Below are 14,558 nucleotides of genomic sequence, written 5' to 3'. Positions count from 1 at the left end.
TTTGTAAACAAACTGGTAAGTTCATTGTAGAATGATTTGTGACTAATGAAAAGCAATACAACTTAGGCAGTTATTCACTTCACTGCCCGGCAAAATTTATCCCATTACAAATATTGAAGATTTTCAGCTATACTTAGTTTGTACAGAAATGGATGAATGTAATTTGAAAGGAGTTCTTATGAAATCACTTGTTCTTGCTGAAAAGCCCAGTGTTGCCCGTGAAATTGCACGGGTTCTGGGATGCCGGCAATCTCATAAAAGCTATATGGAAGGCGATAAATATATCGTGACATGGGCTCTTGGCCATTTAATTGAGTTAAAGATGCCTGAGCATTATGACAGCAAATATAAAAACTGGAATCTGGAGGATCTGCCGATTATTCCTGACCAAATGGGCCTTAAGGTGATGAAGCAGACCAGCCACCAGTATAAAGCCATTGAGAACCTGGCAAAGAGGAAGGATATTAAAGAAATTATCATTGCTACTGATGCAGGACGCGAAGGGGAGCTTGTCGCACGCTGGATTTTGGAGAAAATCCGATGGCGCAAGACAATCAAACGCTTATGGATATCTTCTGTAACGGACCGCGCCATCCGTGACGGCTTTCAAAACCTTAAGCCAGGAAAACAATTTGAAGATTTGTATGAATCGGCTGTTTGCCGTGCAGAGGCCGATTGGCTCATCGGGCTGAATGTCACAAGGGCTCTGACTACTAAATACAAGGATCCCCTATCCGCGGGCCGGGTGCAAACGCCGACACTGGCACTCGTGATGGAAAGGGAAACATTCATTCAAAAATTTGTTCCAAAAGAGTATTGGACGATTTACGCACAAATTGGCCCCTTGCAGGCTGACTGGGAGAAAAATGGTGAAAAGCGCATCTTTTCAAAAGAGGCAGCTGAAGGAGTCCTTTCTAAAGTGAAGGGGCAAAAAGCGGTTATCCAGTCCATTAACCGGAAGGAAAAAGCAGAGCCGCAGCCGCTTCCTTATGATTTGACTGAGCTGCAGCGTGACGCCAATAAGCGTTACGGCTTCTCCGCCAAGAAAACGTCAAATGTACTGCAGAAACTTTATGAGCAGCATAAGCTTGTCACCTATCCGCGGACAGACTCACGCTATTTGACAAAAGATATGGAAGCCACCATGATGGATCGTCTTCATGGCATTGCAGCTTCCTATAAGGACGAAGTGAAGCCGATCCTTGCGAATCAGGGCAAGGTCCTGGCAAAGCGAGTCTTTAATAATGAAAAAGTAACTGATCATCATGCAATTATTCCCACTGAAGAACGTGTACACCTCGGTGATTTGTCTGCTGATGAGCGAAAGCTGTACGAATTGATTCTGCGCAGATTTCTGGCCATCTTCCATAACCCTTATAAGTATGAAACCATCCATGCTTCGATTGATGTAAACGGTGAGACATTCACAGCTAAGGAAACAGCAGTTATCGACCTGGGTTATCGCAAGGTTGAACGAAGCAGTGATGAAGAAACAGGTAAACAGAGCCTGAAGAACATCTCAAAAGGACAGAGCTTTACGGTACAAACGGCTGAATTGTCCGCCAAGCATACTGAACCTCCTCTTCGCTATTCCGAAGCTGACATTTTGACACAGATGGAAAAATACAGCCTGGGAACACCTGCGACAAGAGCGGAAATCATTGAACGGCTCCTTGATACGGAAGCGATTGAAAGGCAAAATGGACGTCTGTTCCCGACTAAAAAGGGCAAACAGCTGATGGACCTCGTGAATGAAGATCTGAAATCACCTGAACTGACTGCTAAATGGGAACAGGAATTGGAGAAAATCGCACGAGGAAAAGCAGATCCCAAAGAGTTTCTGCAGAATATCCGCAAGCAGACACGGACATTGGTTTCAGAAATTAAAAAGAGCGATAAATCTTACCGTGCCCACAATCTCACGGGCTCAAAATGTCCAGAATGCGATTCCTTCTTAAAAGAAAGGAATACCAAGGACGGAAAAATACTTGTCTGTTCTAATCTTGATTGCAATTTCCGAAAGCGCAAAGATCCAAAGCTTTCAAACCGCCGCTGCCCTCAGTGCCGCAAAAAAATGGAGATCCACCAGGGCAAAGCAGGAGCATACTTCCAGTGCCGGCCATGTAATGTGGTGGAAAAAGCCCAGGACAAAAAGAAAGCCATCAACAAACGGGAAGAACGAAAACTTGTTCAGAAATACACCCAGAAGGAAGATTCCTTTGGAACAAGTCTTGGTGATTTGCTTAAGGCTGCCATGGAAGATAAGGATTAATATATAGCCCTGGCTGATGCCAGGGCTCTTTCTGTATGAACAGTCATACTCAGCTTGTCCTCTCCATAGCATGTACTATACTGAAAGGAGAGTGATAAGATGTTAACCAGAGTGGCAGACCGTTTCTCCAAGCTTGTGGAAAGGTATCTCCCGGACGCCTTTGTCATTGCGGTATTAATGACTCTGTTTGTGTTTATTGCAGGGTTTTTCATGAAGCCTTCCGAACCTGTTGAGCTGTTTAAATCCTTCGGTGACGGCTTCTGGGTGTATCTTGCTTTTACTATGCAAATGGTGCTCCTCTTAATGACAGGCATGGCGCTTGCTTCTGTTCCTTCTGTACAGCGTATACTTGAAAAGCTGTCCTCCAAAGCGAAGACAGCCAACCAGGCCTACGTGCTGACTTTTCTCGTTTCATCTGCAGCTTATTATATTAACTGGGGCCTTGCTGTTGTCGTTGGCGCCATTATTGCCCGTGAAGTAGGGAAAAGAAATCAGAACGCACACTTCCCCCTATTAGTGGCTGCAGCCTATGCACCAACTGCTCTTTATACTGCTGGATTATCAAGCTCAATTGGTTTGACTGTTGCAACCAAGGGCCATTTTCTGGAGGAAGTGGCTGGCGTCATCCCAACTTCGGAGACCATTTTCCATCCTGGAACAATTGCTATTTTAATTGCTCTTGTTATTACTATGCCGATTTTCATTGTGCTGATGGCACCAAAAAAAGACATTATCTCATACGTTCCCCCTGAGGCACCCAAGCAGGAAGCTGAACAGAAGGAAGTTTTAAAAACTCCCGCCGGAAAGCTCGAAAGAACACCCTTTCTCGGGATCATTACCGGATTAATCGGGTTAATCTATGTCATATTTGAGTTTGTAAACGGGCGTGACCTTGACTTGAATATTATCAATATTGCCTTTCTATCGTTAGGACTCATCCTTCACAAATCGCTCGTACAATACGCCAATGCTTTTAAAGAAGCGGGTTCTGCCATTTCCCCTATCATTCTGCAATTCCCATTTTACGCCGGCATTATCGCCGTTCTCGGCAGCTCCGGGTTAGCAGAGTCTATAATTAATGGGATGGCATCTATAGCAAGTAAAGACACCTTTGATATATTCACCTATTGGGCCGCCGGTCTCGTTAATATTCTTGCTCCTTCAGGCGGCGGACAGTGGGCATTGCAGGGGCCGCTTCAAGTGCCTGCCGGTCTCCAGCTTGGTGTGGATCCCGCCATTACTGCTATGGCTGTAGGCTGGGGTGATGCCTGGACGAATCTGATCCAGCCTTTCTGGGCCCTTCCTATACTAAGTGTGGTCGGCCTCCATATTCGTCATATAATGGGCTACTGTGCATTGCTGGCCATATGGGTGGGCATTGTTACTACGATTTTGATGTTTTTTGTATATTGATTAAGAAAAGCCAAGCCTAATCAAGGTTTGGCTTTTTTGGAAAAAGTCTTCTTGTGTTTCTTACAATTTTGGTAGTATGATATCGTTATTCTGAGATTGAAGTTGGGGAAACAGCATGAAAATAAAAGATTGGGATAAGAATTTAAAAGTAAGGTTATTTGGGGAAGCGCTTATGAATATTACATTCTGGATGTTCTTCCCGTTTTTAACGATTTATTTCGCGGATGAATTCGGAAAAGACAAGGCTGGCTTATTGCTCATTTTTTCTCAGGTATTCTCCGTACTTGCCAACTTAATGGGCGGTTACACAGCTGACCGCTTTGGCCGCAAGAAAATGATGGTTCTCTCTGCATTCGGACAGGGACTTTCATTTATCATTTTTGGATTTGCCAGTTCACCCTGGCTGAATTCTCCGGTGCTTGGATTTATCTGCTTTGCTTTTGTGGGAATATTCGGTTCATTTTATTGGCCGGCAAGCCAGGCAATGGTTGCCGATGTGGTGGAGGAAAAGGACAGAAGCCAGGTATTTGCTATTTTTTACACTTCAATTAATATTGCAGTTGTGGTGGGTCCCATTTTAGGAGCTATTTTCTATGTCCATTACCGTTTTCAGCTTCTTATGGCCGCCGGCATTATCTGTATTCTGTTATCTTTCATCCTTTTCCGGTGGACAAGGGAAACATTGCCAATACAAATACATACAGAAAGCGGAAATAGTAAATGGCATGCAGTTTTATTAAAGCAAACGAAAGATTATGGCATTATCTTCAGGGACAAAACCTTTCTCCTTTTTATCATAGCAGGTGTTCTGGCTGCACAGACTTTTATGCAGCTTGATCTATTAATACCTGTCTATACAAATGAAGCAGTTCATAATCAGTCTCTTTTTAAATGGAATGACTGGTCCTTTTCTGTTCAGGGAGAACAGGCTTTTGGCATTCTGCTGTCTGAGAACGGTTTCCTCGTAGCCTTATTTACCGTAGCCGTAACGAAAATGATGTTAAAGTACAAGGAAAGAAATGTCTTTATCTTATCATCTCTTACTTATGCAGCAGCCATCATCATGTTTGGGCAAACGCAATGGATATGGGGATTAATTCTGGCTATGGCCGTTTTCACTATGGGTGAATTAATGACAGCTGGCCTTCAGCAGAGCTATGTATCAAAAATTGCTCCAGATCATATGCGGGGTCAGTACTTTGCAGCTGCCTCCCTTCGATTCACAATCGGGAAAACCATTGCACCTATCTCCATTCCGCTTACAGTCTGGATCGGATATGACTGGACTTTCTTAATACTGGCGCTGCTGGCTGTTGTAAGTGCGTTTTTGTATTGGCTGATGTTTGCTTTACCTGAAAAAAATAATGCATTCCATGCCAAAAAGGAATCTGTATAAGGTTCCTTTTTAATTACGTCTCCATCCACAGATGGAGACCCAAGGTTCTTGGGCACGATTTTCAGTTCAATAGGTTTCTTTTTGCAAACAGAACAGCTACAATGAAAATGAAGATTCTGACAAAGGAGAATACATAATGAATCAATTTCAAACGAATTTAGAGAAATATGCAGAGCTTGCCGTAAAGGTCGGTGTAAATGTACAAAAAGGACAGACCCTTGTTATTAACACAACACTTGATGCAGCTGAACTGGTTCGTACAATTGTTAAAAAGGCCTATGAAGCGGGAGCTCATAACGTAGTTGTGAACTGGAGCGATGATGCAGTTACTCGCACAAAGTACGATTTGGCACCGGATGAGTCTTTCTCCGAATACCCGGAATGGCGTGCGAAGGAAGTCGAAGATTTAGCTGAAAAGGGTGCGGCATTCATGTCAATCGTTTCAGCAAGCCCAGATTTGCTGAAAGGCGTGAAATCAGAACGAATCGCAAGCTTCCAGAAAGCTGCAGGAAAGGCGCTTGCAAAACACCGAAAATTCATCCAGTCTGATAAAGTAAGCTGGACTGTCATTGCAGCTCCATCTCAAGCCTGGGCAAACATGGTATTCCCTGACGCACCGGAAGAATCGCGCGTAGAAATGCTTTGGGAAGCTATTTTCAAAGCAACTCGCGCTGATTTGGATAACCCGGTTGAAGCCTGGAAAAAGCATGATGAAACACTTCATGAAAAAGTGGATTATTTGAACAGCAAGCGATATCAGAAGCTTCATTATAAAGCTCCAGGTACAGACCTGACAATCGAGCTTCCAAAAGGCCACTTATGGGTCGGGGCAGGCAGCATTAATGAACAGGGACACGAATTCATGGCTAACATGCCAACTGAAGAAGTGTTTACGGTACCTTACAAGACAGGTGTTAACGGCACGGTTTCCAGCACAAAGCCTTTAAGCTATGGCGGAAATATCATCGACAAATTCAGCCTGACATTTGAAAACGGCCGTATTATCGATGTGAAGGCCGAAGAAGGCGAAGAGATTCTTAAGCAGCTTGTTGAGACAGATGAAGGCTCCCACTATCTTGGTGAAGTGGCTCTGGTTCCTTTCAACTCGCCAATTTCACAGTCCAACCTGCTTTTCTATAATACTTTATTTGATGAAAATGCTTCAAACCACCTTGCGATCGGCAGTGCGTATGCATTCTGCATTGAAGGCGGCAAGAAAATGTCCAGTGAAGAACTCGCTGAAAACGGCTTGAACGAAAGCTTAACACATGTTGACTTCATGATCGGTTCCGCTGAAATGGATATCGATGGAATTACTGAAGAAGGCAACGCTGAACCCGTGTTCAGGAAAGGTGATTGGGCATTTTAAAGCGGAAGCGCATTGCCCACGAGGGAACGCAGACTAAGTACGCCACGTCCTGTGGCAACGTCTGCATGACCCACATCCTGTGGGCCTCAAGCACAAGACGAGCCTCCCGGAAAGGCGTCCTTTGTCTTTTGGGCGGCTTGACTTGTGACCCCGAGGGGGTAGGCTGCTTGCGCTAGACGGTTCTTGAAGTTCAAAGTATAATGCTTTCTTATTTTACAAAAAAATCATGCGGTCATTGTGCCGCATGGTTTTTTGTTTTCATCAATACTATTTCACTAACGTTTCCTTCTAAATCAGAAATGAATTCTATGGAATATTTATCTGCCAGGTAGGTGGAAATGGTTTTACCTGACAGCACCTCTTCCCTTACTTCAAGAGGAGTGCCAAACATAGCAGTAATCTCGTCAATGAAAGTTCTCACCCGCTGTCCAGGAATAGAAATTGCGGTTACATTTCCGGTTTCCCGTTCAAAATAATAGGTGATTTCAGGGTACATGACAAAAGGGCTTCCATTTTCAAACCCTTCCTTAATATAATTTGGATCTGACTTCTTAATTTCAGATATGTTTGTGCCAATTGGATAAGGGCTTCCGAGCGGAATTCCCTGTTTGGCTTTTTCAATGGCATCCACGCTGAGTGCCAGGTTTTTAAAAGGATAGTATAGGGCTTCCTCTTTTAACCACAGATTCATCCAGTCGATATCAGAATGATCTTCTTTGTTCAGCTCTATTCGGTCATGAAGGCTCATTGAAAGGGTTTCTTCATTAAATAGCCATGTTGAAATAACCCATCTATCATTCTTATTTTGGGCAGTTTGAAGATACTTCTGATTAATATTTTTTATTTTCGCTTTGGAGGAAGTGATCACTTCTTTTTCTGTATTGATTTTAAGCACTTCTCCATCTTTAATCGCCAGCAGCTGGCCCTTAACCGCATTTTCCCCCTTGGACTGAAAAATCGAAATGATGGTTTTGTTCCTCATTTTCTGAGTGTAAACCTGCTCCTTCGAAGGGTTAAATGACAATTCAGCACTGTTATTCAAGGCTTCCTGTCTATAAGCCTCTTTCGACCCTTTCTCAGCCAGGTAAACTGAGTAATGTCCTGTAAAATAAGAATCGCCTTTCTTCCCTTTCGCACTGTCCTCTTCCAGGATGGTTCTTCTTTCATCTTCAGCATATAGATAAACTGTATATTTCATTTTTCCATCTGCTGCGTCCACCTGGAATAGTGACTTGCCTTCAAGCCAAACAGTATCTTTTTTCTCTTTCCCGACCTCTTGTACAGCTGATGTATTCTGTTCAGCTTCCACTTTATCTTCTTTTTCAAATTTTATTTCTTCTGTATTTAAAGATGCATTTATTTCATTTGAGCATCCTGCTATAGCGGATGACAGCATGGCAATCATGATCATATTTATAAAATTTTTCATTATATTCTCCCTAATGTTATAAAAACATTTCCATTTAAAGTCAAATGTTACAATTACGTTTCAACTAATTAAGTGTAACAAATAGGGATCGTTTCTACAAACCTATCAATATGCTCATTTTTTTACAAAAACAAGGGTTTCCTCCCGTTTCCTTTATATATGACTCTTCTCCTGCTTTACTTATACGGTTGAATAAAACGCCATATGCCCTATTTATCAGCGTTTTACAGTAAGAGACAAGAGGCCCCGGAATAGTTTCCGGAGCCTAATGCTTATATTTCTGCTGGTGCCGATGCATGTTTTTCGGTCAATAGACTTACAGATACGTAAGCAGCAAGTGACAAAGCAATAGGCAATACGACTGTATTCATGCCTAATGCATTTGGATAAAAAGTATGGAATAAAATATACGAAGCAGTTCCGGTTATCATCGAGGCCACAGCCCCATATCTATTTCCCTTAGCCCAATATAGGCCCAGCACAACTGGCCATATGAATGCTGCTTCCAGTCCCCCAAAAGAAAAGAGATTCAGCCAGATCAGCAAATCGGGCGGACTGAGAGCCATGATGCAAACCAGAATTCCAAGCAGGGCTGTAACCGCAAAACTCAGTTTCTTTATGGCAGCTTCTTTGGCATCAGGCTTAATGTAATTAATATAGACATCTTTCACGATCGCCGAGCTGACCAGGAGGAGCAGGGAATCCACTGTTGACATGATGGCAGCCATCGGTGCAGCCAGTACAATTCCCGCAAGCCATGGAGGAAGAACTTCCATGGCAATCAACGGCATAACTTTATCTCCCACTTCAATCCCCGGAAGAATAGGACGGGCAAATACGCCAATTAAATGCATGCCAAGCATGATAAAGCCGACTACTATTGTTCCGATTATAATGGCCCTGTGCATGGCTCTGGCATTTTTATATGACATGGCCCTCACTGCGACCTGAGGAAGGCCTACAACTCCAACTCCCACCAGAATCCAGAATGAGGATACATATAAAGGAGTCAATCCGCCATCAAAGCCAAACGGTGTAATCAGATTCGGATTTTCTGAAGACAGGTCGCTGATAATATTCGGTATTCCTCCACCTGCCACAATAACAGCAACCAGAAGGATCATGGTGCCGATGAACATGATTCCGCCTTGGACAGCATCCGTTACGGCAACAGCACGGAAGCCGCCGATGACCACGTAGACCATAACAGAAGCCGCAAAAATGAATAAAGCAGACAAATAGCTTAATCCTGTCAGTGACTCAATTAATCTTGCTCCGCCAACCCATTGGGCAGCCATGGCAGAAAAAAGGAAAATAATGATGCTGAGAGAGGATAGCCAGACAACCCATCTGCTGTTATATCGTTCTTTTAGAAAATCGATGAGCGTCACAGCATTATACTTTCTTGCTGTGATGGCAAACTTTTTCCCCAGCACCATGAGAACGAAATAACCTGTGACAACCTGTGACATCGCAAGCAGCACCCAGCCAAGCCCCTGTGTGTAAGCAACGCCGGGACCTCCAATGAAACTGCTGGCACTTCCGTAGGTTGCAATCATCGTCATAGCCAGAATAAAACCGCCAAGCTGCCTTCCTCCAAGAAAATAATCCTGCAGGAACGAACTCCCGGTATCAATCTTTCTGCTGGACCATAAGCCTACGAGAAAAATAATAATTAAAAAGATGAGAAGAGGAAAAATTACCTGCCAATTCATTCAGATTCTCCCCCTTCCCCGTTTTCTTCAAACGGCACTTCTTTAAACAGGAACTTAACAGCTGCTGTTACCAGAATCACCATTACGGCAAATCCTGCTACACAGCTCCAGAAAAACCAGGCAGGCAACCCCCAAATATATGTATACTCACCAGCAGGCCCAGACCCCATCCCATAGGCAAACCCATACCACCATACAAAATTGAAGAGCACCAGACCAATGCCAATCCACGCCTCTCTCTCTGCGATTTTGAAGCGCGGATCTTTTTTATGTATGCCTTTCTTCATTTTGTCCCCCTTCAGAGCTTTATTATAGTAACGTACCCTAAAATACAGAATATTCCCTGAATATAATCGCACTTATGTATATTTTCTGCAACAAAAAAAGCAGATTGCTCTGCCTTTTTGATATTATTTTAAAATTTCACTTTAAGCAAGCTATGATCTTAACGATTGTCAATTGTCTCCGGGTAAAGGTCATGGTTCATTAAACGGTAATCTGCCATTTTTTCATATTTCGTCCCCGGCTTGCCGTAGTTGCAATACGGATCAATGGAGATTCCGCCACGTGGCGTAAATTTGCCCCAAACCTCAATATAGCGCGGGTCCATTAATTCAATAAGGTCGTTCATAATGATGTTCATGCAGTCTTCATGGAAATCGCCATGATTTCTAAAGCTGAAAAGATATAGCTTTAATGACTTGCTCTCTACCATTTTCTGATCCGGAATATAGCTGATATAGATGGTCGCAAAATCCGGCTGTCCTGTTTTCGGGCAAAGACTCGTAAACTCAGGGCAATTAAACTTTACAAAATAATCGCGGTTTGGATGCTTATTGTCAAAAGCCTCCAGAATCTCAGGCGAGTATTCAAAAAGATATTTTGTACCCTGATTTCCCAATAGCGTAATATCCGTTAATTCCTCATCTTTTCTTCCTGACATAAAAAAGCCTCCCTTTATACGATCCCGCTGATCCTAAGAAGAGGTCCAAAAAGTACAGCTTAAAAAATAAAAACCATATCCTCTTATGGATATGGTTGATTATTATAATCAAAGCCATAGTTTTTTATAGAGGGTGAAGCTATGAACCTCTCCCGCTCACACGGGAATATTCGAAATATAATTGTCATTGTTACTATAGTGAAAAAGCCTGTTTCTGTCAATAGGGGCTTCTTTATCTGGTTTTCATTTATTCTTTTATAGTATAATTACGTTAATTTTCTTAGAAAGGTGACATGTTATGTGGAATGAATTTAAAAAATTTGCCCTGAAGGGAAATGTGCTTGATTTGGCTGTCGGGGTTGTTATCGGAGCTGCCTTCGGAAAGATTGTATCTTCTCTAGTAGATGATATCATCATGCCGCTTGTGGGATTGCTGATGGGCGGAGTTGACTTTACGGATCTGATGGTAAAAGTCGGCGGGGCTGAGGTCAAATACGGTTTATTCATACAGAATGTGGTTGATTTCTTCATTGTGGCATTCTCTATTTTCATCTTTATCAGGATTATCAACAATCGTTTTAAAAAGAAAGAAGAAGCAACTCCTGCACCAGCTGTGGATAAAAACGTTGAGCTATTAACGGAAATAAGAGACCTTTTAAAAAACCAATAAATGATGAAACTTATATAATAGTTCTGACGTATATACATATACAAATGATTTTAGGGGAGAAATGAAAAAAATGTATGTACAGCAAACCGCAAATAATAGTTATTTGCCTTCAGTTTTACGGGCATTCGCCTTATCATTGGGTATTGCTTTTATCGGAACGATGGCGGGTGTTTTCGTCCCTCCAGCCCTGTTTTTGCCGCTCATGATTCTTGAACTCGGAATGCTGCTTTTCGCTTTCCTGCTTCGCCGCAAAAAGGCCATCGGGTATCCATTCCTGTATGTATTCACATTTATTTCAGGGATGACGACCTATCCGATTGTTGCCCATTACCTGGCTGCCATTGGCCCGAACCCCGTACTGGTCGCACTTGCAGCGACAACGGTTGTGTTTACAGGCCTGGCTGTATACGCTACGACAACCAAGCGGGATTTATCTTTCCTTGGCGGCATGCTGATGGCAGCATTGCTTGCCCTTATTGCAATCTCTATTTTCAGCATCTTCTGGCCGTTAAGCTCTAACGCTATGCTTGCATTCTCCTTTATCGGAGTGCTTGTATTCAGCGGATATGTGCTATTCGATTTCAACCGCATGAAGCATTATGGAGTTTCACCAGAAGAAGTGCCTTTAATGGCTCTTAACCTATACCTTGATTTTATTAACCTGTTCATTAATATTCTTCGTATTTTTGGAATTTTGGGGAGCAGGGACTAAACAGGAGTGCGAACTCCTGTTTTTTTATGTGCAAGCTTCATTTCTTTATTCCTTCAAAAAGATTAGGTATGATCAGAAGTAAATCCGAAAGGCGGGATAATAATGAATTATATTTTGGAAACCCAAAATCCCGATAAAAATATTACGCTTGAACAGGCCATTAATGGCCAATATATAATGGCTGTTTTCGTCCGCCATCTTGGCTGACCGGTGTGCAGAGAATATCTTGCGCAGTTGCGCGAGCGCATAAGTGAATTGGAAGCCAGAGGTTTTCAAGTCATTGTCATTGCTCCTTCTAAAGGAACATTCATCAATCAATTCCTTGAGCAATTCGGCCCGTTCCCTTTTCCAATCCTTGGCGATCCATCCCGGGAAGCTTATAGAGGAATGGGGCATAAAACAATGCCAAAGTGGAAGCTTCTTTCAAAAGCAGCATTTGGATTTATAACAGGAAAAGTCGGCGGCTTTATCCCTAAGGATGAAAAACAAAAGGAGTTTGTCATGAAGTCCATGAAAACTCAGGATGTCTACATTCAAGGCGGGACATGGCTTTTCTCGCCACAGGGAAAGATTTTATGGAAGCATATTGATGAATCCCCTGAAAATCATGCAAAGATTGACGATGTTTTAATGAAAATGGATGAAGTGAAAGCTTAAAAGGCAGTCAATTACTTGGCTGCCTTTCCTTTTGTGATCTCCCATATTTCACGCAAAACCGGCATCTCTTCCATTTCCTCCTTGGTTACAAGATCCCATTGAATGCCGTTCGGCTTTGAATATGGCGTATTTGTTTTGATCAATTCCTTCTCGGTTGCAATCCAGTCGACAGTCAAATCATATGGGTCCCTCGGGATATCTGCCTCTGTAACCTGGGCGCTATTCACTGTTCCAATTACAGGGATTTCAGGATTTCCCAATTCTCTGATTATCGCATATTCACGGTCGGCATAGCCCTCCCCTTTTCCGACACGCCGGCCATCCCGGTGAAGGCCCACTGATCCGGCAAAAAACAAATCAATTTTCGGCAATTCTGTGAGAGGAACTTCTTTACCATATGAGTGGATATGCTTAAGGCTCGCTGCTTTTCGCTCCTCCCCGGCTGGGACCCATTCCGGCTTTACCATAATAAATCCTCCTTTCAGCCTTGGAGTTGGAACCAGCAATGTCTTTCCATCTTTCAAAATTTGTGCACGGACCGGCAGCTGCGGAGAATCAGGATTTACCTTAATTACCTTAGCCTCTTTATACTCAGGCATAGTAAAAACAAATGCAGCCGCTTTTTCAGCTCCTTTGAAATTGGGAATTCTATTTTTTAAAGGAAACGGAAAGCGGCCAAGCTTGTTCTCCTCAAGAAAATTCCATATGTACTCACGGATTTCTTTCTTCGCATTCATTGCGTTTCACTTCCTTTCTTTTATTTTATCCAAAAGGGATAAAACTGAATAGAAAAAGAACTTCATTTTTTAAAAGAAATAGGTTTTAAGTCAAGATCTCGTGGTAAACAAATAATGCAAGGCCAATAACAAAACAGAAGGGACTGGTTGACGATGAAAAGCGTAACAGCGACTTCAAGGTTCGTCATTGGCATTGCAAGAAACCAGGGAGGGTTTGCAGAGCGTTCGAAAGGCACTCTCGTCTATAACCGATATATTTAAAATCGGTTCGGCCCTATGCAAATCATAATCCTCAGGTTGTCCGTCATCGGACTTAAAAAAGGTGCAGACCAATCGGTTTGCATCTTTTTTAATGCCTTAAATCCCCTAAAACCCCTCTTCTTTTCTCCCTATCTGCTAAAAAAAATTACTGATCATTGTTTAGACATGTATTTTTTTCACCATAATGGCAAATAAAAGGAGGTTTCTAGATAAATGTCTGAACATGAACAAAAACAAGAATCAACCATGTCCCGGAGGAGATTCATCCGCAATTCCGGGTTAGTTGCCGGCGGTTTGGTAGGAGGCGGCATTCTTGGCGGCTTAATTGGCGCAAACATGAATAAAGACGGTACAGCAACGGAGGAGAATGCCCATACAAACGGGCATGATCAGGTTGCCTATCAGCAGTCACCTTTATATTTCACAAACCCCGAGATATTCGGAATCCTTCAGGCGGCCGTTGAGAGAATCTATCCAAAGGATGAAAATGGCCCTGGCGCTAATGATTTGGATGTTCCATTTTTTATTGACCACCAGCTTGCGGGCTCATGGGGAAACAATACAAGGGAATATATGCTGGGCCCATTCTTCCCAGGCTCAAACTTTCAGGGTTACCAGTCCCCTTTAAAACGGCATGAAGTCTTTGATGTCGGCCTTGTTGCCCTGCAGACCTACAGCAATGATAAGTTCAATAAGCCTTTCGCTGAACTGGAGGGTGAACAGCAGGATGAAATCCTTACCGCTTTTGAGGAGGATAAAGTAGAGCTCCGGGGTGTTACTTCCAGGACATTTTTTAATATTCTCCGGGCAGCAACTATTGAAGGCGTTTACGCAGATCCTGCCTATGCCGGAAACAAGAATATGGAAGGCTGGAAAATGAAAGACTTTCCTGGCCATCAGATGAGCTATATCAATCAAATTGAGTCTGAAAAATTTGTGGAAATTGAACCAAATAGCCTTCATTCATATACGAAATAGTACTAT

At 42.8% G+C, this 14,558-nt stretch carries 13 protein-coding genes and 1 riboswitch; of the genes, 8 read left to right on the top strand and 5 right to left on the bottom strand.

Going from position 1 to position 14,558, the window contains the following annotated elements; translation table 11 throughout:
* Positions 1-178: 178 nt before the first annotated feature.
* The 4 genes from ACR42H_RS05490 (at position 179) to ACR42H_RS05475 (ending at position 6,450) form a co-directional block, all read left to right on the top strand.
* Entirely contained in the window at positions 179-2,272 is a 2,094-nt protein-coding gene (locus tag ACR42H_RS05490; protein ID WP_436374979.1) for a DNA topoisomerase 3, read from the top strand.
* A gap of 99 nt (positions 2,273-2,371) precedes the next feature.
* Positions 2,372-3,685 carry a short-chain fatty acid transporter gene (locus ACR42H_RS05485; protein ID WP_436374978.1) on the top strand — a complete coding sequence of 438 codons (1,314 nt, stop codon included), beginning with the start codon at positions 2,372-2,374 and terminating at the stop codon, positions 3,683-3,685.
* A 115-nt stretch (positions 3,686-3,800) separates the two neighbouring features.
* Positions 3,801-5,081: an MDR family MFS transporter gene (locus ACR42H_RS05480; protein ID WP_113883098.1), complete on the top strand. Its 1,281-nt coding sequence runs from the start codon at positions 3,801-3,803 to the stop codon at positions 5,079-5,081.
* Positions 5,082-5,217: 136 nt separating this feature from the next.
* Positions 5,218-6,450: an aminopeptidase gene (locus tag ACR42H_RS05475; protein WP_436374977.1), complete on the top strand. Its 1,233-nt coding sequence runs from the start codon at positions 5,218-5,220 to the stop codon at positions 6,448-6,450.
* Positions 6,451-6,682: 232 nt separating this feature from the next.
* On the opposite strand, the gene ACR42H_RS05470 is transcribed toward ACR42H_RS05475, so the two are convergent.
* The 4 genes from ACR42H_RS05470 to queF form a co-directional block, all read right to left on the bottom strand.
* The gene (locus ACR42H_RS05470; protein ID WP_436374976.1) at positions 6,683-7,879 is read right to left on the bottom strand and encodes a hypothetical protein; all 1,197 of its coding nucleotides are present in this window, start codon (positions 7,877-7,879) and stop codon (positions 6,683-6,685) included.
* Between the two features lie 272 nt (positions 7,880-8,151).
* Positions 8,152-9,594, bottom strand: a complete 1,443-nt coding sequence (panF, locus tag ACR42H_RS05465; protein WP_251156875.1) for a sodium/pantothenate symporter — start codon at positions 9,592-9,594, stop codon at positions 8,152-8,154.
* On the bottom strand, positions 9,591-9,881 hold the full coding sequence (locus ACR42H_RS05460) for a YhdT family protein (protein WP_217033490.1): 291 nt from the start codon (positions 9,879-9,881) through the stop codon (positions 9,591-9,593). The genes panF and ACR42H_RS05460 overlap by 4 nt, the downstream gene beginning before the upstream one ends.
* A gap of 158 nt (positions 9,882-10,039) precedes the next feature.
* Positions 10,040-10,537 carry a preQ(1) synthase gene (gene queF / locus ACR42H_RS05455; RefSeq protein WP_026584082.1) on the bottom strand — a complete coding sequence of 166 codons (498 nt, stop codon included), beginning with the start codon at positions 10,535-10,537 and terminating at the stop codon, positions 10,040-10,042.
* Positions 10,538-10,647: 110 nt separating this feature from the next.
* Positions 10,648-10,693: riboswitch (PreQ1 riboswitch) on the bottom strand.
* Between the two features lie 142 nt (positions 10,694-10,835).
* Here queF and mscL point away from each other — a divergent pair.
* From mscL to ACR42H_RS05440, 3 genes are all read left to right on the top strand, one after another.
* On the top strand, positions 10,836-11,207 hold the full coding sequence (mscL, locus tag ACR42H_RS05450; RefSeq protein WP_019380280.1) for a large conductance mechanosensitive channel protein MscL: 372 nt from the start codon (positions 10,836-10,838) through the stop codon (positions 11,205-11,207).
* Positions 11,208-11,277: 70 nt separating this feature from the next.
* Positions 11,278-11,919: a Bax inhibitor-1/YccA family protein gene (locus ACR42H_RS05445; RefSeq protein ID WP_009334934.1), complete on the top strand. Its 642-nt coding sequence runs from the start codon at positions 11,278-11,280 to the stop codon at positions 11,917-11,919.
* 210 nt (positions 11,920-12,129) lie between these two features.
* Entirely contained in the window at positions 12,130-12,576 is a 447-nt protein-coding gene (locus ACR42H_RS05440; protein ID WP_282142131.1) for a peroxiredoxin-like family protein, read from the top strand.
* Between the two features lie 11 nt (positions 12,577-12,587).
* On the opposite strand, the gene ACR42H_RS05435 is transcribed toward ACR42H_RS05440, so the two are convergent.
* The gene (locus ACR42H_RS05435) at positions 12,588-13,313 is read right to left on the bottom strand and encodes a 5-formyltetrahydrofolate cyclo-ligase (RefSeq protein WP_436374975.1); all 726 of its coding nucleotides are present in this window, start codon (positions 13,311-13,313) and stop codon (positions 12,588-12,590) included.
* A gap of 474 nt (positions 13,314-13,787) precedes the next feature.
* On the opposite strand from ACR42H_RS05435, the gene ACR42H_RS05430 reads away from it, so the two are divergent.
* Positions 13,788-14,552, top strand: a complete 765-nt coding sequence (locus ACR42H_RS05430; RefSeq protein ID WP_436374974.1) for a gluconate 2-dehydrogenase subunit 3 family protein — start codon at positions 13,788-13,790, stop codon at positions 14,550-14,552.
* The last annotated feature ends 6 nt before the right edge of the window (positions 14,553-14,558 follow it).

Origin of the sequence: Cytobacillus sp. BC1816 (assembly GCF_051353635.1) — a bacterium.
GTDB classification, from domain to species: Bacteria; Bacillota; Bacilli; order Bacillales; family Cytobacillaceae; genus Cytobacillus; species Cytobacillus oceanisediminis_C.
Note: the sequence above shows the minus strand (reverse complement) of the source record. Positions and strands in the feature narration are given on the sequence as shown.